Annotated in this window: 21 protein-coding genes; 12 read left to right on the top strand and 9 right to left on the bottom strand. The window is 61.5% G+C overall.

Features of this window, described 5'->3' with window-relative positions:
• The first annotated feature begins 139 nt into the window (after nucleotides 1-139).
• From tssA to AC1Q8Q_RS30485, 7 genes are all read left to right on the top strand, one after another.
• Complete coding sequence (tssA, locus tag AC1Q8Q_RS30515; RefSeq protein WP_033040821.1) at nucleotides 140-1,726, top strand: type VI secretion system protein TssA; 1,587 nt, start codon at nucleotides 140-142, stop codon at nucleotides 1,724-1,726.
• 24 nt (nucleotides 1,727-1,750) lie between these two features.
• Entirely contained in the window at nucleotides 1,751-3,520 is a 1,770-nt protein-coding gene (tssF, locus tag AC1Q8Q_RS30510) for a type VI secretion system baseplate subunit TssF (RefSeq protein WP_151142566.1), read from the top strand.
• On the top strand, nucleotides 3,484-4,581 hold the full coding sequence (gene tssG, locus AC1Q8Q_RS30505; RefSeq protein ID WP_168758299.1) for a type VI secretion system baseplate subunit TssG: 1,098 nt from the start codon (nucleotides 3,484-3,486) through the stop codon (nucleotides 4,579-4,581). The genes tssF and tssG overlap by 37 nt, the downstream gene beginning before the upstream one ends.
• On the top strand, nucleotides 4,562-5,098 hold the full coding sequence (tssJ, locus tag AC1Q8Q_RS30500; protein WP_168758298.1) for a type VI secretion system lipoprotein TssJ: 537 nt from the start codon (nucleotides 4,562-4,564) through the stop codon (nucleotides 5,096-5,098). Before tssG ends, tssJ begins: the two co-directional genes overlap by 20 nt.
• A gap of 3 nt (nucleotides 5,099-5,101) precedes the next feature.
• Nucleotides 5,102-5,551 carry a type VI secretion system baseplate subunit TssE gene (tssE, locus tag AC1Q8Q_RS30495; protein ID WP_020799570.1) on the top strand — a complete coding sequence of 150 codons (450 nt, stop codon included), beginning with the start codon at nucleotides 5,102-5,104 and terminating at the stop codon, nucleotides 5,549-5,551.
• Nucleotides 5,552-5,566: 15 nt separating this feature from the next.
• A complete protein-coding gene (locus AC1Q8Q_RS30490) occupies nucleotides 5,567-6,754 on the top strand; it encodes an OmpA family protein (RefSeq protein WP_492615897.1) in 1,188 nt (395 codons plus the stop codon).
• Between the two features lie 108 nt (nucleotides 6,755-6,862).
• On the top strand, nucleotides 6,863-7,531 hold the full coding sequence (locus AC1Q8Q_RS30485) for an ATPase (protein ID WP_492615896.1): 669 nt from the start codon (nucleotides 6,863-6,865) through the stop codon (nucleotides 7,529-7,531).
• 4 nt (nucleotides 7,532-7,535) lie between these two features.
• Here the strand turns inward: AC1Q8Q_RS30485 and AC1Q8Q_RS30480 are convergent, their stop codons facing one another.
• The 9 genes from AC1Q8Q_RS30480 to AC1Q8Q_RS30440 all read right to left on the bottom strand — a co-directional run bounded on the left by AC1Q8Q_RS30480 (nucleotide 7,536) and on the right by AC1Q8Q_RS30440 (nucleotide 18,036).
• Nucleotides 7,536-8,132 (bottom strand): cytochrome c3 family protein, encoded by a 597-nt coding sequence (locus AC1Q8Q_RS30480; protein WP_008060000.1) that lies wholly within the window; start codon nucleotides 8,130-8,132, stop codon nucleotides 7,536-7,538.
• A gap of 9 nt (nucleotides 8,133-8,141) precedes the next feature.
• Entirely contained in the window at nucleotides 8,142-8,600 is a 459-nt protein-coding gene (locus AC1Q8Q_RS30475) for a nitrate reductase cytochrome c-type subunit (protein WP_414896148.1), read from the bottom strand.
• A gap of 50 nt (nucleotides 8,601-8,650) precedes the next feature.
• The gene (napA, locus tag AC1Q8Q_RS30470; protein WP_033040812.1) at nucleotides 8,651-11,155 is read right to left on the bottom strand and encodes a nitrate reductase catalytic subunit NapA; all 2,505 of its coding nucleotides are present in this window, start codon (nucleotides 11,153-11,155) and stop codon (nucleotides 8,651-8,653) included.
• Nucleotides 11,152-11,412 (bottom strand): chaperone NapD, encoded by a 261-nt coding sequence (locus AC1Q8Q_RS30465; protein ID WP_033040811.1) that lies wholly within the window; start codon nucleotides 11,410-11,412, stop codon nucleotides 11,152-11,154. The genes napA and AC1Q8Q_RS30465 overlap by 4 nt, the downstream gene beginning before the upstream one ends.
• Before the next feature lie 32 nt (nucleotides 11,413-11,444).
• Entirely contained in the window at nucleotides 11,445-11,612 is a 168-nt protein-coding gene (napE, locus tag AC1Q8Q_RS30460) for a periplasmic nitrate reductase, NapE protein (RefSeq protein WP_020799563.1), read from the bottom strand.
• A gap of 643 nt (nucleotides 11,613-12,255) precedes the next feature.
• Nucleotides 12,256-13,539, bottom strand: a complete 1,284-nt coding sequence (locus AC1Q8Q_RS30455; protein WP_492615895.1) for an NAD(P)/FAD-dependent oxidoreductase — start codon at nucleotides 13,537-13,539, stop codon at nucleotides 12,256-12,258.
• 152 nt (nucleotides 13,540-13,691) lie between these two features.
• Nucleotides 13,692-15,056: a glutamine synthetase family protein gene (locus AC1Q8Q_RS30450; protein WP_168758293.1), complete on the bottom strand. Its 1,365-nt coding sequence runs from the start codon at nucleotides 15,054-15,056 to the stop codon at nucleotides 13,692-13,694.
• A 402-nt stretch (nucleotides 15,057-15,458) separates the two neighbouring features.
• Nucleotides 15,459-16,811: a chromate efflux transporter gene (gene chrA / locus AC1Q8Q_RS30445; protein ID WP_492615894.1), complete on the bottom strand. Its 1,353-nt coding sequence runs from the start codon at nucleotides 16,809-16,811 to the stop codon at nucleotides 15,459-15,461.
• Nucleotides 16,812-17,184: 373 nt separating this feature from the next.
• On the bottom strand, nucleotides 17,185-18,036 hold the full coding sequence (locus AC1Q8Q_RS30440) for a CAP domain-containing protein (protein WP_020799556.1): 852 nt from the start codon (nucleotides 18,034-18,036) through the stop codon (nucleotides 17,185-17,187).
• Nucleotides 18,037-18,180: 144 nt separating this feature from the next.
• Here AC1Q8Q_RS30440 and AC1Q8Q_RS30435 point away from each other — a divergent pair, with 144 nt between their 5' ends.
• The 5 genes from AC1Q8Q_RS30435 (at nucleotide 18,181) to AC1Q8Q_RS30415 (ending at nucleotide 22,550) form a co-directional block, all read left to right on the top strand.
• On the top strand, nucleotides 18,181-18,801 hold the full coding sequence (locus AC1Q8Q_RS30435) for a cell wall hydrolase (protein ID WP_151142539.1): 621 nt from the start codon (nucleotides 18,181-18,183) through the stop codon (nucleotides 18,799-18,801).
• Nucleotides 18,802-18,986: 185 nt separating this feature from the next.
• Nucleotides 18,987-19,949 carry an NAD-dependent epimerase/dehydratase family protein gene (locus tag AC1Q8Q_RS30430; protein ID WP_033044325.1) on the top strand — a complete coding sequence of 321 codons (963 nt, stop codon included), beginning with the start codon at nucleotides 18,987-18,989 and terminating at the stop codon, nucleotides 19,947-19,949.
• 46 nt (nucleotides 19,950-19,995) lie between these two features.
• Nucleotides 19,996-20,736 (top strand): glycosyltransferase family 2 protein, encoded by a 741-nt coding sequence (locus AC1Q8Q_RS30425; protein WP_020799552.1) that lies wholly within the window; start codon nucleotides 19,996-19,998, stop codon nucleotides 20,734-20,736.
• Complete coding sequence (locus AC1Q8Q_RS30420; protein WP_020799551.1) at nucleotides 20,733-21,011, top strand: lipid-A-disaccharide synthase N-terminal domain-containing protein; 279 nt, start codon at nucleotides 20,733-20,735, stop codon at nucleotides 21,009-21,011. Before AC1Q8Q_RS30425 ends, AC1Q8Q_RS30420 begins: the two co-directional genes overlap by 4 nt.
• A 3-nt stretch (nucleotides 21,012-21,014) precedes the next feature.
• Nucleotides 21,015-22,550, top strand: a complete 1,536-nt coding sequence (locus tag AC1Q8Q_RS30415) for an ArnT family glycosyltransferase (RefSeq protein ID WP_492615893.1) — start codon at nucleotides 21,015-21,017, stop codon at nucleotides 22,548-22,550.
• Nucleotides 22,551-22,945: the final 395 nt, after the last annotated feature.

Here is a 22,945-nt window from a genome sequence, read left to right as displayed (position 1 = left end):
GCCTGACCTGGTATTTACGCACCGAACTGGGGGCGGGGCCGTTGGCGTTGCTGAAGTTGCGTGGCTTTAAGTTGCCGACGCAGATTTTTCTCGGCAAGGACGAGAAAGCTGTGCCCTATGCAATGAACGGGAGGTTTGAATGAGCCTGGAGCGATTGATCGAACGTTGCCTGGGAGCGCGCGATGCCTTGGGCCTTGCCCGAGCGCAGGCAGCGCACTGGCAATCCTGGTTGCAGCCCATCAACGCGGACTTGCCCGTAGGCGAAGACCCGGCCTGCGACGATGACTTCCAACGCATGCGTGAGGAGGTCAACAAACTGTCCGGGGCCGATATCGAACAGGTCATTCACCTGGCGCAGACGCTGCTTGCCGGATCGTCCAAGGATCTGCGGGTAGTCACGTATTACATATGGGCACGCTTGCACAGGGATGGCGAAGCAGGCTTGGCCGACGGCCTGAACCTGTTGGCCGCATTGCTGGAACGCTATGCCGCCCTGGTGCTGCCCGCGCGTCCCCACAGCCGGAAAATGGCGCTGGAGTGGCTGGCGAGCAGCAAGGTGCTCGATACTCTGTCGCGCTACCCCGAGGTGGTCAGGGACGAAGCCGAGCGCACGGTTGCGGCGCTGGCCTGGCTGGAGCGTGAGTTGGCCGCCTGGCCCCAGGATCAGCGTCCCGACCTCGGCGCGCTATATGCCGCGTTGTCTGCGCGGCTGGCGCAATCGGGCGGGGTCGACGCGCTGGTACCGCAGAACAGCGCCAGCCACGAGACGAACGCGCGAGCGGCTGCCCCCGACGCGACGGTCATCAGATCCGGGCGCGATTTGCTGGACAGCGGTCGAGCGTTGGCAGGTTATTTGCGCGAACAATCCCAGGGTTGGTTGGCGGCTCATCGCCTGATGAAAAGCCTGCGCTGGGATACCGTGCATGCAGCACCACTGCAGGACGCCAGTGGCAAGACGCGCCTGGCACCCCCCCGTGGCGAATACCGCGCACAACTCAAGCGCCTGCACCTGCAACAGAGCTTCAATGAACTGTTGGATCTGGTGGAGCGGATCTACGCCGAGGGTGTGAACCATTTCTGGCTGGATTTGCAGTGGTACCTGTACCAGGCACTGATCAAACAACCCGCGCCACAGGACAGCTGGGCCGACATTGCCAAGCGCGACCTGGGCATGTTCCTCGAGCGCTTGCCGGGGCTGGAGGCGTTGTGCTGGAACGATGGCTCGCCCTTGGCGGACGAGGTGACACGCGAGTGGATCAGCCAGCACGTCTGTGGCAATCGGCCTCAGCAATGGCTACCGGCGCCGACCGTTGCCGCAACCGGCGAGGACCCCGGGATCCTGTCATTGGAAGGCGAAGCGCTGGCCCAGGCCGACAGCGATGGCGTCGAGCACTCATTGGCCTGGCTGGCCGCGCGTCCGGGCATCCATACCGGCCGCCAACGCTGGTTGTTGCGCCTGTTGATGGCGCGGGTGGCCGAGCAATACGGCAAGAGCGAACTGGCCATTCACCTGCTCGGCGAACTGGATGCCAGTGGACAACGTCATGGGTTGGCCGAATGGGAAACGGAGCTGAGTTTCGAGGTCAAGGCGCGCCTGCTCAAGCTGTTGCGCCTGAAGGTTCAACGCAATGACGCGGACAAGCCCAGCCTGACCCGGCGCATGGAGGCGCTGCTGGCAGCGCTGGTGGCAGTCGACCCGGTACGTGCCGCAGTGCTCTGTGGCTAAACCTCATTGATCAGGATTCTAACTTTGAGCATCGACAATCTGACATTGCAGTATTTCGAGGCCGAAATGCGCTACCTGCGCGAGGCTGGCAAGGAGTTCGCAGAGGCTTATCCCGACCGGGCGGCCCAACTGAACCTCGACAAGTCGGGCGCGCGCGACCCGTATGTGGAGCGGCTGTTTGAAGGGTTTGCCTTCCTGATGGGGCGGTTGCGCGAAAAGCTCGACGATGACCTGCCGGAGCTGACCGAAGGACTGGTCAGCCTGCTCTGGCCACATTACCTGCGCACCATACCGTCGCTCTCGATTGTCGAGTTGCTGCCCGAGCTCGCGCAGATGAAGCGCAGCGAGCACATCGGCAGCGGTTTCGAAGTGCTGTCGCAACCCATCGGACCATTGCGCACCCGTTGCCGCTATACCACCACCCAAGGGCTGACATTACAGCCGCTGGCCCTGGAGCGCGTGCAGGTGGCCCATGAACCGGACGGTCGCTCGCTGCTGAGACTGCGTTTTGCCTGTGGTGCAATGGTCAACGCCAGCGAGATCGACCTGAGCCGCCTGCCGTTGTACCTCAATGCCGATGCGGCGCTGGCCAGTGCGCTGCATCAGGCGCTGACCCTCAACGCTCAAGCCTTGTATGTACGCCTGCCTGACCAGACGGGCCGCTCTCTGCTGGAGGGTCATTTTTCGCCCAAGGGATTCGGTGACGAGGATCGCCTGTGGCCCAAGGGCGACAGTGCCTTCAGTGGCTATCAGTTGCTGCTGGAGTATTTCACCTTTCGCGAGAAGTTCATGTTCGTGACCCTCTGCGGGCTCGAGCGCCTGGAGCTGCCACCGAATACCCCCTGGTTCGAACTCGAGGTGGTGCTGCGCGAGCCGTTGCCCCAGGCGTTCATTCCGAGCGCCGAGCACATTCGCCTGCATTGCGTGCCAGTGATCAATCTGTTCACGCTTGAGTCCGACCCAATGACCCTGGCGCCCCTGCAAACAGATTACCTGCTTCGTCCCATGCGCTTGCAGGACGGGCATACGGAGATTTATTCGGTGGATCGGGTCAGCGGCTCGAAGAGCGCCGTACGCCACGAATACGTGCCATTCACCAGCTTTCGTCACAAGGGCGGCATGTTGCGTGATGAAGCGCCGGAGCGGTATTTCCATACACGACTCAAGCGTGGCCCCAATGGTCTGCATGACACTTGGCTGATCCTGGGTGGCGCAGGTTTCGATCAGGATCGGCTGGACAGCAGCGAAAGCCTGTCGCTGCGCTTGACCGGCACCCACGGCCAACTGCCGCGCAAGGCACTGCAAGGAACTTTGCTCGATACGCCGGTGCAATCGATCCAGGTCGACTTGCGGGTGCGCAACTTGTGTGCGCCGACCTTGCCGTGCTATCCGCCCAACCGCGACCGCTTCCACTGGCGGGTGCTGAGTCATCTTGGGTCGAACTTCCTGCCGATGCTCGACAATGCCGAAGTGCTGCGCGGCACGCTGGCGTTGTATGACTGGACGGGCAGTGAGCTGAACAGACGTCGCCTGGCGGCGATTGTCGAGGTCGGCCACCACCTGGTCCAGCGCTTCGAAAGAGGCTTTCTGCTGCGCGGGGTGGATATCGAAGTCACCCTGGATGCCAACGGCTTCAGCGGTGAGGGCGACATCAGCCTGTTCGGCGAAATGCTCAATCGCTTCTTCGCCCTGTACGCCGACATCCACCTCTACAACCAGCTCACGCTGATCCTGCAACCTACTGGAAAGTGCCTGCGATGGAACGAGAACCACAGTCAGCGTATTCCCGGCTGAAAGCCAGCGGTTTACTCGAAGCCCTGAAGGGGCAGGTGGCCGAGGCGAATCTGTATCGCTTCTGCCAGTTGCTTGAACAGGCGCTGCCCGATCACCCGCCACTGGGCAGCACCACGTCACCCGCGGATGATCCGGTGCGCTTTCGGCCAGACCCGGGCATGGGCTTCCCTGCCGGTGAACTGAAGGCCATTGAAACCGACGATAAGCATCCTTGGCGTCCGCCCACGGTGCGCACGCGCCTGTTGGGTCTGTACGGCGTGGACTCGCCATTGCCGACGGCTTTTCTGGACGATATCGCCCAGCGACGCGAGGGACACGAGGCGCTTGAAGCGTTCCTCGACATTTTCAACCACCGGATCTTTACCCAGTTCTACCGGATATGGCGCAAGTACTCCTATCCGGCCGCCTTCGAAGCCGGTGGTACGGATGCAACTTCGCAATGCCTGCTGGGACTGATCGGCCTGGGCATACCCGGAACAGCCAGCCAGGTTGCCACGCCGATATCGCGCTTCCTCGCCTTGCTCAGCGTGATGCGACTGCCCACTCGCAACGCCGAAGGCATTACTGCGCTGGTGAAGTTGCTGGCTCGCAAAACCCGGACGCAGGTAACGCCACACTGGCCGCAGAAAGTGCTGCTGGCGCAGCCGGCGAGCCTGTCCGCCGAGCATCCGGTGCGCTTGTCGCAGGGCACAACCCTGGGCGCTGTCGGCTACGACGCCAACAGTCAGTTGCATCTTTCGCTGTTCACCGAAGACCGGGACGAGGCCCGTGGCTGGCTGCCGGGTGGCCAGTTGTACAACGATCTTTTGGTATTGCTGCGCGTGTACCTGGGCTGGCGTTGCACGGTAAAGCTGCAGTTATCGTTGCCCCTGCACAGCCTGCCGCAACCGCTATTGGGACGAGCGCAGGTGTTGCTGGGCATGACCGCGGTCCTGGGCCTGGGCAGTGATGCCAGGCAGGCCTGCGAAAGCACCACCATCACGATCAATCTGGGCCGCTATCAAGGCCTGCAGAAAAACCGCCAGGACAGGGAGACACAGCATGTCGCGTACAGTTTCTAAATCATTGGGGGTCACCGCGTTCGGTGTATTGCTCAGCGCTTGCGGGGTAACCCAGAGCGTGACAGATGCGACGACCTCGACCACCGAGGCGATCTTCTACAAGCAGGTGAAAACCCTGCACCTGGACCTCAGCGGGCGCGCGGCGCTGAACACTGCCGGGATCGACATGAACGCGTTGTCCGTGCCGACCCTGGTGCGGGTTTATCAACTGCGTGACCGCAAGGTGCTGGAAAAGGCCAACTACGATAGCTTGCTCAGCCAGGACGAGCACGTATTGAGTGCGGACCTGCTGGACAAACGAACCCTGGTGGTCAAGCCCGACCAGGGTGTGCAATTGAACATCCCCCTGGACAAGCAGGCACGCTATATCGCCGTGGTCGCATTGTTCCGTGAGTTCGATAACCGAGCCGATACCTGGCGCCTGACCCTGGCACGCGATGACCTCGACCCGGACCGGGTGCGGGTGATCGAACTGGGGGATAACCGACTGACCCTGCGCCCACTGGCCAAGGAGTGACGGATGAGCGATCTCAATCCCTCGTTGTACGAGACGCTTCTGCAGAATTTCGACGGCGAACTGGATCTGCACCTGGTCGCCGATGAGGATCAGTGCACGCTGTCGGTGCTGGACAACCTGCGCCGCATCTTAAACAGCCGGGCCGGTGCGCTCGACCATCTGCCCGATTATGGCCTGCCGGACATGGGCAAGATTCTGCAGGGCCTGCCGGGGACGGCACATGGACTGATGAGTGCCATGGCCGACACATTGGCCAAGTACGAGCCGCGCCTGGGCACGATTGGCATCGAGCTGCTGCCCCAGACCCGACCGGGTCATCTGGAGTACAGCCTCGAAGTGCAACTCAAGGGGGGCCGTCGACTGACCTTCGGCACCACGCTCACACCAGGCGGCCATGTCCTGGTACGTCACTTGAAGCGACAGCACTATCTATCGATGTCGGGAATTGATTAACCAAAGGAATGCGCAATGACAGCGTTGTTTGAGATGCGAATCAGGCTTGGCGGCGACCCAAGCGCCTTCATTGAGTTCAAGGCACTGCGTGAAGAGTTAGCCAGACTGAGCCATCCGGCCTGCCCCGATGTGGATTGGGTCAAGGTGGAACAATTGTGCCTGGTGTTGTTCCAGCGCAACGGGGCGGAGTTGCAAACAGCCGCTGCATTCGTACTGGCCCGTAGTCACCTCCACGGTCTGGAAGATATGGTCCAGGGGATCGCGCTGGTCGAGGCGCTGGTCTGCGAATGGGCAACGCTGTGGCCGGCGATGGAGCCGGCGCGCCTGGAAATCCTGGCTTGGCTGTTCGCGCGCCTGCAGCCCCTGCTGCGCAGCCTGGAGCCGCAACCCTGGGGGCTGCCAGCGATCGCTCAACTGGGCGCGGCACTGGAGTGCTTGCACGCACGGCTGAATCGACAGGCACAGCATTCGCCGGGCACATTGCAAGCGCTGCGTCAGCAAGTCGAAGGTCTGCTACAGAGGCTGGCGCAGACCCACACGCAGCCCCACTCGTTGTTCGACGCGGTGGCATTGTCGGCAAGACTGCCGCAACCGCTCCCGGCGATGCCAATTGTGGTCCTGCCGACGCCGCCGATGCCTGTCGTGTTGGCTGGCGGTCAACAGAAGCAGGCGCGACGGCTTGGCCCTTGGCTGTTCGCCGCCGCCGCGATGATTACCTTGGCCGCGGGCGCCTTCTGGACGACCTGGCTGGCGAGCCCGGACAAGGAGGGTATTAATCGCCTGACCAGCGTTTTCGAGGCGCCACCCAGGGTGCCCGAGCCCGTACGCCTCGACAGCCTCTCCCTCTTCGCCCCCGGCAGCGCCGAACTCAAGCCCGGCTCGACCAAGGTATTAATCAGCGCCCTGGTCGACATCAAGGCCCAACCTGACTGGTTGATCGTCATTGCCGGGCACAGCGACGCCAAGGGCAATGCCGAACAAAACCTGCAGCTGTCCCACGCTCGGGCCTCGGCCGTGCGCGGCTGGATGCAGCGGATGGGCGATATTCCCGACAGCTGCTTCGCGGTTCAGGGCTTTGCCGACAGCCAGCCGATCGCCAGCAACGACAGCGAGGCCGGGCGCGCGGCCAACCGGCGTGTCGATATCCAACTGGTGCCCCAGGCGGGAGCCTGCGGGAAAACAGGCGAGCAGGCAGCGTCATAGCAACCATTCATTCGCTCGATACCCATCATCAAGGAATGCAAGTTCTGTTTTTCCGCCAAGGGAGGAAGATAGCGCCATACCGATCTCGCCATTGAAGGAATAAGCGCGATGAGAATCTCGACCCTGCTGGCTTTTTTCGCCCTGTTCAGCGCCAGTGTGGCTGCAACCGCACCGGCCATGGCTGGCGATGCGTCCTGCCGTTTCCTGCCGATTGCCGACAGCACTGTGCGTTTGCAACACGCGCAAAAGGTCGCGGTGCTCTACAGCGAAAACACGCTCAACACCCAGCAATATCTCGAGAGCTATCACGCGGTGGCGGTAAAGGGGGCGCAAAACCCCGGGCTGGATAAGCGAATCAGCCAGGCGTTCGTCGACAGTTCCGACCCGCAACGGGCGATTGGTTGGTTGATGACGTCGTTGCAGAAGGAGTTCGCCGCGGTGACGGTCTATGACAACCTCGATGCGGCGCTTCAGGCTCATCCGGACGTGGTGGTGATGCTCGACACTTTCAGTCGTCTGGTGTCCAAACGCAATAGTCAGGTTGAGGCGCGGTTTGTGGCCAGGTTCTACGATTCGAACCTGCAGTACATCGGCCAGGCGCAAGGTTCACGTGCCGAGCAGATGCCCTCGGTGTGGGTGCATGGCAAAGCCGCGCCACAGATTGCCGCGCAAATCAATCAGCAGACCGAGTTGCAAGTGAAGGCGTTGAAACAGTTCGATGCGTCGTTGCAGACACTGGTGACCACCGGTCCAGTGGATCATGTGGCGAGCAACTGAACCGCTACCAGCCTTTGACACCGCTCATATCCGGCAGCTTGTGCGCAATGCCCTTGTGGCAGTCGATGCAGGTGGCCTCGCCCTTGGCCAATGACGTGGAATGCATGGCCGCTGCCCGTTTGCCCTGGCGGGTAAAGTCCATGAATTCGAAGTTGTGGCAATTGCGGCATTCGCGCGAGTCGTTGGCCTTGAGCCTGGCCCATTCGTGTTCCGCCAGCTCACGGCGCAGGTTGAGGAATTTGTCGCGGGTGTCGATGGTGCCGAAAAGCTTGCCCCAGACTTCCTTCGAAGCCTGCATTTTACGCGCGATCTTGTGGGTCCACTCATGGGGTACGTGGCAATCCGGGCAGCTCGCGCGCACGCCTGAGCGGTTGGTGTAGTGGATGGTGTCCTGTAATTCGACAAACACGTTGTCGCGCATTTCGTGGCAGGAAATGCAGAACTTCTCGGTGTTCGTCAGCTCCAGTGCCGTGTTGAACCCACCCCAGAAAATGATCCCGGCGATGAAACCGCCCAGCGTCAGGAATCCCAGGCTGAAATAAACGCTCGGCCGACAGAGGATGCCCCAGTAGTCCTTAAGTAGGGCGAACAGTGCTTTCATGGCGCCTCCTCAACGTTTCTGCGCAGCGTTGGCGTCGTCTTGCAGGATTTTGTCGATGGTCTCGAAGCTGTTGCCCACCAGTGGCAGCACATCTTTTTGCGGCACATGGCACTGGTTGCAAAAGTAGCGACGCGGTGAGACAGCCGCCAGCGCCTGGCCGTCGCGGTCCATGTAGTGGGTGATGCTGATCATCGTCGCCTGGCTGCGTGGACTGTTGGCCCGGCTGTGGCAGGACAGGCACTTGTTGCCGTTCTTGTCGATCTGATAGCCGCGAATGCTGTGCGGGATGGTCGGTGGCTGGTCAGGGTAGTTGCGCTCGCGCTTGAGGTCCTTGTTTTCATCGTCGGCCAGGGGCGGCGCTGGCGCGTTTTGCGTCAGGGTGCCGCCTGGCCGCCGTCCGTCCGGGCCCGGTGCATCCAGGGGGTAATCAATCTCGGCGGCGATCGCAGCGCCCAAAAAAGTGCCCATCACGGCAAGCAGGAACAACGGCAGGATTCGAAAAGTCATGGCGGTTCTCCTCAAGCCACGCTGATCAACTCGATGCGGATCGCGCATTTCTTGTAGTCGGTCTGCTTGGAGATCGGGTCGGTGGCGTCGAGCGTGACCTTGTTGATCAGCTTGTTGGCATCGAAAAACGGCACGAACACCAGGCCGCGCGGCGGTTTGTTGCGCCCGCGGGTTTCGATGCGGGCGCGGATTTCCCCGCGGCGGCTGATCAGCTTCACTTCGCTGCCACGGCGTGCGTTCATGGCCTTGGCATCCTCGGGGTGCATGTAGACCAGCGCGTCGGGCACGGCTTTGTACAGTTCTTCCACCCGTTGGGTCATGGTGCCCGTGTGCCAATGCTCCAGGACCCGGCCGGTGCTCAGCCAGAACGGGAAGTCGGCGTCCGGCGCTTCGGCCGGTGGCTCGTAGGGCAGGGCGAAGATGATCGCCTTCTTGTCCGGGTAGCCATAGAACTGCACTTCGCTGCCCGTTTCCACATAGGGGTCGAGTCCCTCGCGGTAGCGCCAGCGGGTTTCCTTGCCATCGACCACCGGCCAGCGCAGGCCGCGTTCGCTGTGGTAGCGATCGAAGGCCGCGAGGTCATGGCCATGACCGCGACCAAACTGCGCGTACTCTTCGAACAGGCCCTTTTGCAGGTAGAAACCAAAGGCCTTGGCTTCATCGTTCTTGTAGCCGGTCTCGATTTGCTCGACGGGAAACTCGTCGACCTGGCCGTTCTTGAACAACACTTCGAACAGGGTTTTGCCCTTGTACTCCGGGGCCTTGGCCAGCAACTCCGCGGGCCAGGTTTCATCGGTCTTGAAGCGTTTGGAAAACTCCACCAACTGCCACAGGTCGGACTTGGCGTCTCCCGGCGCGCTGACCAACTGATGCCAGAACTGCGTGCGGCGCTCGGCGTTGCCGAAGGCGCCTTCCTTTTCCACCCACATCGCGCTGGGCAGGATCAGGTCGGCGGCCTGGGCGGAAACGGTGGGGTAGACGTCCGAGACGATCACGAAGTTGTCCGGGTTGCGCCAGCCCGGCAACACTTCCTGCATGATGTTGGGCCCGGCCTGCATGTTGTTGCTGGCCTGGGTCCAGTACACGTTGAGCACACCGTCCTTGAGCATGCGGCTTTGTTGCACCGCATGAAAGCCGACTTTCTCCTGAATGGTGCCGGCGGGCAGCTTCCAGATTTTTTCCGCGGTGGCGCGGTGCTTGGGGTTGGTCACCACCATGTCGGCGGGCAGGCGGTGGGAGAAAGTCCCGACCTCGCGAGCAGTGCCACAGGCGGATGGCTGGCCGGTCAACGAGAAGGGGCTGTTGCCCGGTTCGCTGATCTTGCCCGTGAGCAAATGGATGTTGTAGATCAGGTTGTTGGCCCAAACTCCGCGGGTGTGCTGGTTGAAACCCATGGTCCAGAAGGACACGACTTTACGGTTGGGGTCGGCATAGAGTTCGGCCAACGACTTGAGGCGATCAGGCGCAACCCCGGTTTCTTTCGCCGTGCGTTCCAGGGTGTAGGGTTTGACGAACTCGGCGAACTGCTCGAAGGACATGTCCGTCCAGGTATTGGCCTTGTCGGCGTTCTTCGCCTGTTTTTCCAGCGGGTTATCCGGGCGCAAGCCGTAGCCGATATCGTCGGCGCCCTTGGCGAAGCGCGTGTGCTTGCTGATGAAATCCTGATTGACCGCGCCACTTTCGATGATGTGGTTGGCGATGTAGTTGAGGATCAGCAGGTCGGTTTGCGGCTTGAACACCATGGGGATGTCGGCCAGTTCGAAGCTGCGGTGTTCGAAGGTCGACAGCACCGCGACTTTCACGTGCGGATAGCTCAGGCGCCGGTCGGTGACGCGGCTCCACAGGATCGGATGCATCTCCGCCATGTTCGAGCCCCACAACACAAAGGCGTCGGTGGCTTCGATGTCGTCGTAGCAACCCATCGGCTCATCCGCGCCAAAGGTGCGCATGAAACCCATCACCGCCGAGGCCATGCAATGGCGGGCATTGGGGTCGATGTTGTTGCTGCGAAAGCCGGCCTTCATCAGCTTGTTGGCGGCATAACCTTCCCACACCGTCCATTGTCCCGAGCCGAACATGCCGACCGATTCGGGGCCCTTGGTTTTCAAGGCCTGCTTGAATTTTTCTTCCATGATGTCGAAGGCCTTGTCCCAACTGATCGGCTGGAACTCGCCCTGCTTGTCGTACCGGCCGTTTTTCATGCGCAGCAGCGGCTGGGTCAGGCGGTCGACGCCGTACATGATCTTGGACAGAAAATAGCCCTTCACGCAGTTCAACCCACGGTTGACCTCGGCCTTGACGTCGCCATGGGTGGCGACCACACGGTTGTCCCGGGTCGCGACCATCACGCTGCAACCGGTGCCGCAGAAACGGCAGGGCGCCTTGTTCCAGTCGAGGGTGACCATGTCCGCTTCGGTGACCAGGTTGCTGGCAGTGGTGAATATCGGCAGGCCGGCCGCGGAGGCTGCAATGGCAGCGGCCTGGGCCTTGACGAATGCTCGGCGCGACATGCTCATTGGCTGTCTCCCGCGGGATCGAGAATTTCGTGATAGATCAGCGCAGCGTTGAGTACGCCCGGCAGATTGTTGATTTGATCGATGCGTTGCAGGATCTGGTTTTCGTGTACGGCCTCAAGCACTACCACCAGTTTCCCGGCGGCACTTTCCTGATGCAATTCCACGCCGTCCAATCGTCTCAGGTTGGCTTTGACGGCTTCGAAGCGTTCAGGTCGGGCAAGTACCACAAGGCTGGCGATATGCAGGATTTCGTCCATGGTTGACTCCAACAGGCTCTATTGAAGGGCTTTTAGTTGGGCGGTCCGGGAGGGCCGTAGAGCATTTGGAAAAACCAGATAAGGAAACCGTAACTGCCGACGATAGCGACTGAAAGTAACGGGAAAAGGCAAATGACAAGAAACAGGAACAGGCGCATTTCCTTGCGTCGTTGCGGTTTTTGCTCTTCTGTCAATGACATGGAGTGCGCTCCAGCCGATCGTGCACTCCAGACTAGATCACGGAATTATAAGGAGGCTGTTGTTACGACTTTTATCGACAGGCGGTGGCCGATACTCACCGGTCTGCCACATGCAGTTATAAGACTGCGGATCGTTACAGCGCTGAGTTACCAATATGCAGCGAGTTGATAGGGTTTCTTGTTTGGTAGTTGTTCGTTTAGCCGATCGATAGGTGCGTTACCACTTCGGCTTCGACTGCCCCTTCGTTGGCAACCTCATCAAACTTGCTGAAGCTCCACCAGGGCACCCTTGTATCCGGCTGTTCAGGCGTGAGGAGGCCGCCGTTCGATACAAGGGCAAAAAGCATGGGGAGACTCTGGATGGAAAGGGAGTGCGTTGTTGCCCATCAGCTGTGCACCAACGCGATGGTGAATGAAACCACGATCATGCAGGCGAAGGCGAAATTTATATTCATGTCGTTTCCATCCGAGTCAGGGGTGATGGCGCTCATCTTGAACAGGTCGGACGCAAATAAAAAATTCGCCTTGGTGATTTGAAAGATCGAAGGAATTGATAGCTGGCGCGTGAATCGCGGCTTGAGTCACTGCAGACAAACTGTGGAGGCGAGCAGGCTCCCACAGTCGGGTTTTAGCTGTCGCACTATCAGCGCAGTCGCTCCAGCATCTGGTAGTACCACATGCCCGCCGCCAGCATCGGGTTGCCAAGCAGGTCGCCCATGGGCACGCGGATATGCTGGCAGGCAGCGAAGGTGTCGTACTGCTCAAGCTGCCCGGTGATCGCGCGGCCCATGATTTCGCCCATGATGTGGGTGGTGGCGATGCCGTGCCCGGAGTAGCCCTGGCAGTACCAGACGTTGTCCGAGAGTTTGCCCACTTGCGGGATGCGGTTGATCACGATGCCCATCGCGCAGCTCCACTGATAGTCGATGGCCACGCCTTTGAGTGCCGGGAACGTCTGCTCGATGCACGGGCGTAACTCGGCGGCGATGTCGCGCGAATCCTTGCCGCTGTAGTTGGCGCCGCCGCCGAACAACAGGCGGCCGTCGGCGGTCAGGCGGTAGTAGTCGAGCACGAAGCGGCAATCGTAGACGGCGAGGTCTTCAGGGTTGATCTGTTTGGCCAGGTCGCCCAGCGGCGCAGTGGTGACGATGCCGCCCATTGCCGGGAAGATCTTGCCCTTGAGCTTGCCCGGTTCCAGCTTGTGGTAAACGTCACCGGCCAGCAGCACCTGATTGGCATCGATGCGACCTTGGGCGGTGCGCACGCCTGGTTGGTCGCCGTGAATGATTTCCAGCACTTCGCTGTTTTCGAAGATCAATGCGCCCAGGCTTTCTGCCGCCTGCGCTTCGCCGATGCACAGGTTGAGTGGATGCAGGTGCATGTTGCGGGTGTTCTTGATCGCGCCGTGGTAGAGGTCGCTCTGCAGCAGGTCGCGTACCTGGCTGCGGTCGAGCAGGCTGACGTCGTCACCCATGCCGCGGCGCAGCGCTTCGTCGTAGTCCTTGCGCAAACCGTCCATGTCGGCAGATTTGTACGCCGCGTGCAGGTGGCCGTGCTTGAGGTCGCAGGCAATGCCGTATTTCTCCACCCGTTGCTCGATGATCTGGTGCCCGCGCCAGCGCAGGTGCCAGATGAAATCGTCGACTTCATCGCCGAGGCTGCGACGCATCTGCTTACGCATGGCTTCCTCGCCCGAGAGGCTGCCGGTGACCTGGCCACCGTTGCGCCCGGTGGCGCCCCAGCCGATCTTGTGGCTTTCGACGATGGCGACCTTCAGGCCTTTCTCCGCCAGTTCGACGGCCGTGGCGACGCCAGTGAATCCTCCGCCGATGATGACTACGTCGACGCGGTGCTGGCCTTGCAGGGTTGGGCAATCGGTTTCGTGGTTGAGGGTGGCGGTGTAGTAGGAGTTGGTGCGTTGGGTCATGTTTTTGTCCAGGCGAAATGAGGTCGAGAGACAGCGCGATCCTTGTGGGAGCGAGCCTGCTCGCGAAGCGGCCGGCACATTCAGCACTTGTAGTGACTGACACACCGCTTTCGCGAGCAGGCTCGCTCCCACAGGGCGGGGCGGATGGCGGTTTACGCCTCAGTCAAGTACCAACGCCAATCCTGCTCACCCACTTCAGCCATGAACTGCCGATACTCCGCACGTTTGACCGCCAGGTACACTCCCAGAAATTCCTGCCCCAACGCATCCCGCGCCCACACCGAATTTTCCAGCGCCGTCAGTGATGTCAGCCAGTCGGTCGGCAGCAACTGCGTGGCCTGCGCGTAGCCATTGCCTTGCACCGGTTCGCCCGGGTCGAGGTTCTCGCTGATGCCGCGATGGATGCCAGCCAGGATCGCCGCTGCTGCCAGGTACGGGTTGGCATCGGCACCGCAGATGCGATGTTCGATGTGACGGCTGTTGGCCGGGCCACCGGGCACCCGCAGGCTGACGGTGCGGTTGTCGACGCCCCAGGTCGGGGCCAGCGGCGCATAGCTGTTGGCCTGGAAGCGCCGGTAGGAGTTGGCATTGGGGCAGAACAGCAACAGCGAATCGAGCAGCGACGCCAGCATGCCGCCGATGGCGGTGCGCAGCAGCGGGGTGCCGGCCGGGTCCTCGGACGCGAACAGGTTGCGGCCTTCGGCATCGGCGATGCTGACGTGCATGTGCATGCCGGTGCCCGCCAGATGATCGAAGGGTTTAGCCATGAACGTCGCCTGCATGCCGTGCTTGTGGGCCACGGCTTTGACCAGGCGTTTGTAACGCACCGCCTGATCCATCGCCTGCAAGGCATCGCCGTGTTCCAGGGTGATTTCCACCTGCCCCGGCGCGTATTCGGAAATCGCCGTGCGTGCCGGAATGCCATGGAGTTTGCACGCGCCATAGAGGTCGGCGAGGAAAGGCTCGATCTGCTCCAGCTCACGCAGGCCATAGACCTGGGTATGTCGCGGTCGACCGCCGTCAGCGTCCAGCGCCGGTTGCGGGCGACCATTGTGATCGCGCTTGGCGTCCAGCAAATAGAACTCCAGCTCGCACGCCATCACCGGGTGGTATCCCTCGGCTTGCAACCGCTCGATGACCTTGATCAGCAGGTGACGTGGATCCGCGATGCTCGCCGGCATGCCTTCTTGCGGGTGCATGCTGACTTGCACCGCCGCGGTCGGAATCTGCCGCCACGGCAAACGCACCAGGCTGCCTTCGAGCGGGTAGGCACGGCAGTCGATGTCACCCACCTCCCAGACCAGTCCGGAGTTCTCGACGTCATCGCCTTGCAAGGTCAGGCCGAGGATGGTGCTGGGCAGCGGGCGACCGCTTTCATACACCGCCAGCAGTTCCTCGCGGTGCAACAGCTTGCCGCGCGGCACGCCGTTGGCATCGAGAATGAACAGCTCGATCATGTCGATATCGGGGTTGTTCGCCAAAAAGCGTTGGGCGTCTTCAAGGGCTGCGAATTTCATTGTTCATCACTCACGGTGGCGTCCCGCGGACGCACGGATTCAGGCCAGGGCGCGACGGCGGATAAAGATCCACGGCGCTCTGGCAGCGATAGCGAAAAAGTAAGGGGGCTCGACGCGTCGTGGACGCGATCAGGCAAGCAGGGTGCTATCCGGCGGGCGTGCGGAGTGACGCAGTTTGGAGCGGCGCAGGGCCATGGGCAGGTTGACGATGCGCTTCATGAGGCAATGCCGTCCACGACCCCTGCAGAGGGGGTCAGGAATGAGACATCCAGCAAGTGGTGCTCTGACGGTGCGGTGCTCATGACTCAGGTTTCCAGCAGGGGAAATCGTCGGTGGCGGATAACACGCTATCCGCGTTGACTGGATACTAGGGGTGAAAGCGCAACCTGTAAACGTCTGTTTTCAGCGCAGAAGGTGCACGGCCACCCCGATCAGCCCACAACCGGACAATACTTCGATGACCCCGCGCTTGAACTTCAGCAGGGCAATCGCGGCCGCAATGGCGATCAGCAGCGACGGCCAGTCCAGCCGACCGGCGAAGCCCTCAGGCCACAGCACATGATAAGCAAAGAAGCACGCCAGATTGACAATCACGCCAACCACCGCAGCGGTAATCGCGGTCAGCGGCGCGGTGAACTTGAGTTCGTTGTGCGTCGATTCCACCAGCGGGCCACCGGCGAGAATGAACAGGAACGAAGGCAGGAAGGTGAACCAGGTCACCAGCATGGCGGCGACGGCACCGGCGACGAAGGCCTGATCGGGACCGAACACCTGATGCACGTAGCCGCCGATGAAACCGACGAAGGCGACCACCATGATCAGTGGCCCGGGTGTGGTTTCGCCGAGCGCCAGGCCATCGATCATCTGCGTCGGCGTCAGCCATCCATAGTGGCCGACCGCGCCCTGGTAGACATACGGCAGCACCGCGTAGGCACCGCCGAAGGTCAGCAGCGCCGCCTTGGTGAAAAACCAGCCCATCTGGGTCAGCGTGCCTTCCCAGCCGAACAGGGTGGTGAGGGAGGCCATCGGCAGCGCCCACAACAGCGCGCCGATCAGGGCCAGGCGCAGCAGTTTCCAGCTGCTGAAACGGGCATGCTCGGGCGTGGGTGTGTCGTCGTCGATGACGGCGGCGCCGAAGGATTTTTGCGCGGCGCCGTGCCCGCCGGTACGGAATTTTTCGGGGGCCAGGCGCCCACCGAAATAACCGATGATTGCTGCCCCCAAAACGATCAAGGGAAACGGTACGTTGAGCGCGAAGATGGCCACGAATGACGCGGCGGCGATGCCCCACATCCAGGCGTTTTTCAAGGCCCGGGAGCCGATCCGATGCGCCGCCTGCAGCACAATGGCGGTCACCGCCGGCTTGATCCCGTAAAACAGCCCGACCACCACCGGCACCTCACCGAAGGCGACGTACACCCAGGACAAGGCTATCAGGAGAAACAGCGACGGCAGCACGAACAGCACGCCGGCAATCACGCCGCCCCAAGTCCGGTGCATCAGCCAGCCGATGTAGGTCGCCAGTTGCTGGGCCTCGGGGCCGGGCAGCAACATGCAATAGTTGAGCGCATGCAGGAAGCGTCGCTCGGAGATCCAGCGCCGGCGTTCGACCAGTTCCTGGTGCATGATCGAGATCTGCCCGGCCGGCCCGCCGAAGCTTATGAAACCGAGCTTGAGCCAGAAACGGAACGCTTCTCGCAGACTGATTGCAGCGGGCTTCGCGGGTTGCTGTGCTTCGACGGGGGCAGGGCTCAAACGGCGATTCCTTTTGCAGGGACTCTCTGACACGCGACTTTAACCATGAGCACGCGGTTTGAATAGCCAGGCACTGCGTCAACTCAAAACGTAGTCCACCGGCATGAGCGGCGGCGGCAATGTCGTCTCACCCATGGCCGCCAGGACATCGCGCTCGATATCAGGTTGGGTTTGGGTCTCACGATCATGGTTGTGCGCCTGGGCAAGGACAGTGATGGAGCTGGCATTTAATCGCCGGTCATGGGCATGACGCGGCGCAGGCTAGGAGCAACGAGTCCGTACGTCCAATCACTATGAGTGACTGGGTGATCGACGGAGTCTATGAAGGATTTTCAAGCGCGCAGCGATGGTGCGCCGCTGCGGCTGTCGTCATTCATTGCGCCCCGAACATCACCGTCCAGTAAATCCCCGCATCGCTCTTCGGATCAACCGCATACGCCGCGCCGAGGTCGCGGAACTGTGGGTTCATCAGGTTGGCGCAATGGCCGGGGCTGGCCAGCCAACCGTCGACCACCTTGCGTACGCTGTCCTGCCCGGCGGCGATGTTCTCGCCGATCTGCTGGAAGTCGTAGCCCGCCAGTTCGGCGCGATCGCCTGGGGTACGGCCGTCGCGGTCCTTGTGATCGAAGTAATTGTTGTTGGCCATGCTGCGCGCCTGGGTTTCGGCGGCGCTCGCCAGGGTGGCGTTCCAGGCCAGCGGCGTGGTGGCGTTGAAGGTTTGTGCGCCACATTGGCGGGGGCGGCTGCGCGCGACGTTGAGTTCGGCGAGCAGTTTCTGCCCTTCGGTCTGCCAATCGCCCAGGCGTGCGCTCAACAATGGCCGGGCCAGTACGATGCGCCACTCGCGGTCCTGGCGGCTGACGCCGACGTCGACGAACTGCGGGTCGAGCACTATCTGGCAAAAACTTTCCTGGATCGCCTTCATCGCCGAGGGCGCATCACGCGGCCCGGTCAGGCTGATCGCCTGCACATTCTTCATCGGATACCCTGCACTGGCCATGGCCTGTTGCAGGTTGCCGACGCTGGCGGCGGACAGCACCAGCCGCGGGTCGGCCGACAGTGGCGGCAGTTCCGATGACACCTGGCCTGCGCAACGCTGCAACTGGGCGCGGTAGACGTTGATCGATTCGATCAGTTGCGACTCGTCGCTCGCCAGCGCGGTGGCGGCAAACAGAAGTCCCAGTGAAACCCCGGCAAGGCGCAGGGTGGACGATAGGAAAGGCATGGAAATCCTCCTTGAGCTGACTGCGCCCATGATGCGCGAAGTGCCCCCCTTGAGCGCAACGCCTTTTTCCGGGTTGTTGCATCCTCCGCGCCATCATTTCACTACTACACTCAAGCGATACTGCCTACGGAGTAGTGTCCGATCATGCGCCACGCCTGGATTTCCACCTGCCTCGCCCTGACCCTGCTCGCTGTCCCGGCATTCGCCACTGACCAGGAACAAAAACAGAAAGTCGCCGAAGACAAGGCCCAGGTGCTGGAGCACAAGGCCGCAGAAAACAGCGGCCCCGCGGCAGTGCCCAAGTCTCAAGCCATTACCCAGCCTGAGGTCCAGGCCGTGGACCCGGCGGGCAAGGCGCCGCTGGATGACGCCATCACCTGTCTCGCCCGTTCGATCTACTGGGAAGCCAAGGGCAAGGACTCGGCCGACATGGAAGCGGTGGCCAACGTGGTCATGAATCGCCTCGGCCATGAAGGTTTTCCCGATACCGTGTGTGCTGTAGTCAAGCAGGGCTCGGAGACCAGGAGCTGCCAGTTTTCCTGGTGGTGCGATGGGCGCCCGGACTCCGTTCAGGAGGAGGTGCCTTACGCGATGGCCAAGGAAATCGCACGCAAGGCGCTGAACAAGCAATTGCCGGATCGCACCAAAGGCGCACTGTATTTCCATGATCGCACGGTGAAGCCGGACTGGGCCAAGGAGTACACCCATACGGCGGACATCGGATTGTTCAGGTTTTACAAACCCCAGGGCGGTGATGCGAAGTAATCATATTTACGTGAAAAACCCTTGAAATTTATCCAGGCCCGCGAAACTGCAATATTTCTGTTTTACAAGCTTCATGACGGAGCAACGCGTTAGAAATGTCATGAGTGGAAACAGAACATGAAGCAGGCGTGGTTTTTCAGCAGTCATTCGGCACCGCCAGGTGCGTCCTTTGCGGTTTGCGCCTCGTGACGGTACTTGTCACCGGCGCCGCCGGTTTCATCGGCTTTCATACAGCCAGGCGCTTGTGCCTGGACGGTCATGAAGTCGTCGGGATCGACAACCTCAACGACTATTATGACGTAGCGCTCAAGCAGGCACGGCTAAAGGCGCTTGAGTCGTTGCCGGGCTTTCGCTTCCGGAAAATGGACATCGTCGACAAGCCGGCATTGCTGGACTTGTTCGGCGAGTACCGATTCAGCGAAGTGGTGCACCTGGCCGCCCAGGCCGGCGTGCGTTATTCGCTGGACCAACCGGATGTGTACGCCCAATCGAACCTGGTGGGCTTCCTCAATGTGCTGGAAGCCTGTCGGCACCATCGCCCCGGGCACCTGATCTATGCCTCGAGCAGTTCGGTCTACGGCAGCAACTGCAAAATGCCTTTCAGCATCGAAGACGCGGTCGATCAACCGGTTTCGTTGTACGCGGCCACCAAGCGTGCCAATGAACTGCTCGCCCACAGTTACTGCCATCTGTACGGCCTCAAGGCCAGCGGTCTGCGCTTCTTCACGGTCTACGGACCCTGGGGCCGGCCCGACATGGCACCGTTCAAATTCGCCCAGGCGATCCTCAGCGGCCAGCCCATCGACGTCTACAACCAGGGCGAGATGGCGCGGGACTTCACCTACATCGATGACATCGTGGAAAGCATCGCTCGCCTGCGCACTCGACCGCCGGGCGAGGGGATCAATCGACTCTTCAACATCGGTCGCGGTGAACCGATGGCGCTGCTGGATTTTATCGAGTGCCTGGAGTCGGCATTGGGCACCGAAGCCCGGCGTCACTTCATGCCGATGCAGGACGGTGATGTGGTCAAGACCTGGGCCGATGTCTCGGCACTGCAAGCGTGGATCGACTTTCGCCCGCAGGTGTCGGTGGCAACCGGGGTCGGGGCCTTTGTGCAGTGGTATCGGCAGTTTTATCAGATCTGAATCGTTCGCCGCTGATAACGGTAAAACCATAGGGCGAGGGGACTCCATGAGCCAAGACATATTTGTGTCGGTACTGATTCCGGCAAAGAACGAAGCGAACAACCTCAAGCCACTGCTCGAGGAGGTGCGCGAGGCAATGGCAAACGAAGCGTATGAAATCATCGTGGTCGACGATGGCAGTACCGATGCCACCTTGCACGAGCTGCGGCAGATCAGGAACAGCGGTTTGAGCGCCTTGCGCATCCTCCATCATGAACGCTCGCTGGGGCAAAGCACCTCGCTCTACCACGCGGCACGGGAAGCGCGTGGGCAATGGCTGGCCACCCTCGACGGCGACGGCCAGAACGATCCAGCGGACATCCCCGGCATGTTGGCGCTGGTGCGCGGTGAGCAGGGCAGGGGCAATGTGCAGCTGGTGGCGGGTCACCGTACCAACCGCCGCGATACTGCGAGCAAGCGCTGGGCTTCGCGTTTCGCCAACGGTCTGCGCCGGCGCCTGCTCAAGGATGCCACGCCGGACACCGGCTGCGGCCTGAAGCTGATCGAGCGCGCGGCGTTCCTGCGCCTGCCGTATTTCGACCACATGCACCGATTCATTCCGGCATTGATCCAGCGCCACAACGGCCGAACGATCAATTACCCGGTCAACCATCGAGCGCGCACCGCAGGGGTGTCCAAGTACGGCAACCTCGACCGTGCCCTGGTGGGCATTCTTGACCTGGCCGGTGTCTGGTGGCTGATCAAGCGCACGCGGCTGAACACCCACGCCCAGGAGCTCGAAGGATGATCATGACCCGCGAAACCCTGTGGCTGGTGATTGGTTTTGCCGGACAGATCGCGTTTACCGGACGGTTCGTCCTGCAGTGGTTGTACAGCGAATACAAAAAGCGCAGCGTCATCCCGGTGAGCTTCTGGTACCTGAGTATTGTCGGCAGCACCTTGTTGTTTGCCTACGCCATCTACCGCCAGGACCCGGTGTTCATTGTCGGGCAGGCATTCGGCTCCATCGTGTACCTGCGCAACCTGCAATTGATTGCCAAAAACCGACAATCCAGGGAATAGACCATGCGCCGAAAACTCTCGCCCCGGGTCGAATGCCTGGTCCTGATGCTGCTCGCCTTGCTGTTGATCGGTGCCGGGCTGGGCTTGCGCCAGGCACAGAACGTCGATGAGGAGCGCTTCCTCGGTGTGGCCCTGGAGATGCTGCACAACGGCTCGTGGCTGATTCCGCATCGGGCCGGGGAGATCTACGGCGACAAGCCGCCGATCTTCATGTGGACGGTGGCATTCTTCATCTGGCTGACCGGCCTGCCCAACCTCGCCCTGTACATTCCCGGGCTGTTGTCGGCGACAACCGTCACGGCACTGGTCTATGACCTGGGTCGTCGGCTCTGGAGCCAGCGTATCGGTCGCATCGCTGCATTGTTGTACCTGGCGACCTACCAGACCCATAGCATCCTGCGCACCGGGCAAATCGACAGCTTCCTGATTCTGTTCACCACCCTGGGCCTTTACGGGCTGGCACGCCATCTACTGCTTGGACCCGCGTGGCGTTGGTTCTACGTCGGATGCGCGGCGATGGGCATCGGCGTGATCACCAAAGGCGTCGGTTTTCTGCCGGTGTTGCTGTTGATCCCCTATGCCTATGCGGTGCGTAAGGGCTGGCCGGGGGTGGTGGCGATGCCGGGCGAGTCGCGCAGATGGCTGCTTGGGTTTGTGTTCATGCTGGCTGCTATTGCGATCTGGCTGCTGCCCCTGGCCTTGTCCATCGCGCTCAATGGCAGCGCTGAGGAAATCGCCTATGCGCGGGAAATCCTCCTGCGCCAGACCGCCGGACGCTATGCCGCCGCCTGGCATCATCGGGAACCCTTCTGGTACTTCTTCACCAACGTCATTCCACAGTACTGGCTGCCACTGGTATTGGTGTTGCCGTGGCTGGTGCCGGCCTGGCGCCGCCAGCTGCAAAAGCGCGATGGCCGGGTGCTGGTGTTGCTCGGCTGGGTGGCGCTGGTGGTGCTGTTTTTCTGTATCAGCAGCGGCAAGCGCAAGTTGTATATCTACCCGGCATTGCCAGCGCTGGTCCTGGTGGCAGCGCCGCTGGTGCCCTGGTTGCTGCAGCGTTGGTTCAGGCAGCGCCCGCGCTTGCGACGAGTGTTCCCGGCATTGGTCGCGACCTGGTTCGTGCTGTGGTTCGCCCGGGGTTTCGTCGAACCGGTCAGGGATGGGGTCAATCCCAATCAAACGCTCATGGCCCAGGCCAACAGCATGACCCATGGCGCGAACCTGGTCCTTGTCAACTGGAGCGAAGGGCACTGGCTGTTCGCCCGGCAGCCGATCGTGCACTTCGGTATGCTCGACTCCACCGTCGAAAGAGCCGCGCAATGGCTGCGCGAACACTCGCATGACTACGCCCTGGTGCCGGACGACGTGCTGGACCGCTGCTTCAAGCCCGAGGCTGCGCGGGAACTGGGGGAGAACTCCCGGGCGCAATGGTCGATTGTCGGGGCGGATGCGGATAATGGGTTGTGTCATGCGCAAGCGTCATCGACGGTGTATCGGTTTTCGTGGGCTGATCCGCAGGTGCAAGTGTCCGTGCCCTAGCGAAGCTCATGCATATTTGGATTGATCGTTCCCACGCTCTGCGTGGGAATGCATCCTGTGACGCTCCGCGTCATTCTTGCGCACGGCTCACGTCATGTGTCGTCAACGGAACGCGGAGCGTCCCTGGCGGCATTCCCACGCAGAGCGTGGGAACGATCACAAGCAAAGCGAGGCGGCCTGACAGCCGACCTGATTTTGCGGGTGTACCCGACCCCCCGTAGGAGCCAGCGGTGTTGGGGGTAAATGCAAAAGTCAGGTCGGCTGTCAGGCCGCCTCGCTTTGGCTTTTGATCTGGGCGCCCCGTTAACCACGCTGGCAGAACGCAGGCATTGCGCAGTGGGTAAACCGGCAGGACGCCGGTTTAGCCGCGCTGGGCCATGGATGGCCCATCGCGG

The organism is Pseudomonas sp. GW823-FHT06B06, assembly GCF_058795195.1.
The sequence above is the reverse complement of the archived record's forward strand: the minus strand, read 5'-3'. Positions and strand labels throughout refer to the sequence as shown.

Coding starts and splice junctions, on each gene's coding strand:
- tssA (WP_033040821.1), top strand. CDS start 140: ATGAGCCTGGAGCGATTGATCGAACGTTGCCTGGGAGCGCGCGATGCC.
- tssG (WP_168758299.1), top strand. CDS start 3,484: ATGGAACGAGAACCACAGTCAGCGTATTCCCGGCTGAAAGCCAGCGGT.
- tssJ (WP_168758298.1), top strand. CDS start 4,562: ATGTCGCGTACAGTTTCTAAATCATTGGGGGTCACCGCGTTCGGTGTA.
- tssE (WP_020799570.1), top strand. CDS start 5,102: ATGAGCGATCTCAATCCCTCGTTGTACGAGACGCTTCTGCAGAATTTC.
- AC1Q8Q_RS30490 (WP_492615897.1), top strand. CDS start 5,567: ATGACAGCGTTGTTTGAGATGCGAATCAGGCTTGGCGGCGACCCAAGC.
- AC1Q8Q_RS30485 (WP_492615896.1), top strand. CDS start 6,863: ATGAGAATCTCGACCCTGCTGGCTTTTTTCGCCCTGTTCAGCGCCAGT.
- AC1Q8Q_RS30480 (WP_008060000.1), bottom strand. CDS start 8,132: ATGAAAGCACTGTTCGCCCTACTTAAGGACTACTGGGGCATCCTCTGT.
- AC1Q8Q_RS30475 (WP_414896148.1), bottom strand. CDS start 8,600: ATGGGCACTTTTTTGGGCGCTGCGATCGCCGCCGAGATTGATTACCCC.
- napA (WP_033040812.1), bottom strand. CDS start 11,155: ATGAGCATGTCGCGCCGAGCATTCGTCAAGGCCCAGGCCGCTGCCATT.
- AC1Q8Q_RS30465 (WP_033040811.1), bottom strand. CDS start 11,412: ATGGACGAAATCCTGCATATCGCCAGCCTTGTGGTACTTGCCCGACCT.
- napE (WP_020799563.1), bottom strand. CDS start 11,612: ATGTCATTGACAGAAGAGCAAAAACCGCAACGACGCAAGGAAATGCGC.
- AC1Q8Q_RS30455 (WP_492615895.1), bottom strand. CDS start 13,539: ATGACCCAACGCACCAACTCCTACTACACCGCCACCCTCAACCACGAA.
- AC1Q8Q_RS30450 (WP_168758293.1), bottom strand. CDS start 15,056: ATGAAATTCGCAGCCCTTGAAGACGCCCAACGCTTTTTGGCGAACAAC.
- AC1Q8Q_RS30440 (WP_020799556.1), bottom strand. CDS start 18,036: ATGCCTTTCCTATCGTCCACCCTGCGCCTTGCCGGGGTTTCACTGGGA.
- AC1Q8Q_RS30435 (WP_151142539.1), top strand. CDS start 18,181: ATGCGCCACGCCTGGATTTCCACCTGCCTCGCCCTGACCCTGCTCGCT.
- AC1Q8Q_RS30425 (WP_020799552.1), top strand. CDS start 19,996: ATGAGCCAAGACATATTTGTGTCGGTACTGATTCCGGCAAAGAACGAA.
- AC1Q8Q_RS30420 (WP_020799551.1), top strand. CDS start 20,733: ATGATCATGACCCGCGAAACCCTGTGGCTGGTGATTGGTTTTGCCGGA.
- AC1Q8Q_RS30415 (WP_492615893.1), top strand. CDS start 21,015: ATGCGCCGAAAACTCTCGCCCCGGGTCGAATGCCTGGTCCTGATGCTG.